The sequence below is a fragment of the Streptosporangium amethystogenes genome (genome assembly GCF_000721075.1).
Lineage (GTDB): Bacteria > Actinomycetota > Actinomycetes > Streptosporangiales > Streptosporangiaceae > Streptosporangium > Streptosporangium amethystogenes.
Window position 1 is genome coordinate 1 of the sequence record NZ_JOEQ01000148.1, and the last position, 527, is coordinate 527.

General features: G+C 67.2%; 1 pseudogene. It reads right to left on the reverse strand.

The annotated features are described in order from the left end of the window. Positions 1-459, reverse strand: a pseudogene (locus IG98_RS46250) (AMP-binding protein); the annotation flags it as partial. Positions 460-527 lie beyond the last annotated feature (68 nt).

A 527-nucleotide genomic window follows, 5' to 3' on the forward strand; every position in this document is an offset into this window, starting at 1 on the left:
GACGATGTAGGCGACCAGGCGCACATCACCGGGAACGTCCTCCCGAGCGATCACCGCGGCCTGACCCACCCCCGGATGCGCCACCAGCACCGACCGCACCTCACCCGGCTCGATCCGGAACCCCCGAACCTTCACCTGCTCATCCACCCGCCCCAAACACTCCACCTGACCATCGCCACCCCAGCGCGCCACATCCCCCGTCCGATACATCCGCTCACCCACACCACCGAACGGACACGCCACAAACCGCTCAGCCGTCAACCCCGCCCGCCCCACATACCCCCGCGCCACCTGCGCCCCGGAAACATACAACTCCCCCGACACCCCCACCGGCACCGGCCGAAGCCGCCCGTCCAATACATACAGGCGGGTATTGGCCACCGGAGACCCCACCGGCACCACCCCACCGGCCACCACCTCAGCCGTCAACCGCGCCGTCGCCACCCCGATCGTCGTCTCGGTCGGCCCATAATCTGTCTCTTATACACATCTGACGCTGCCGACGACTCCTTACGTGTAGATATCGG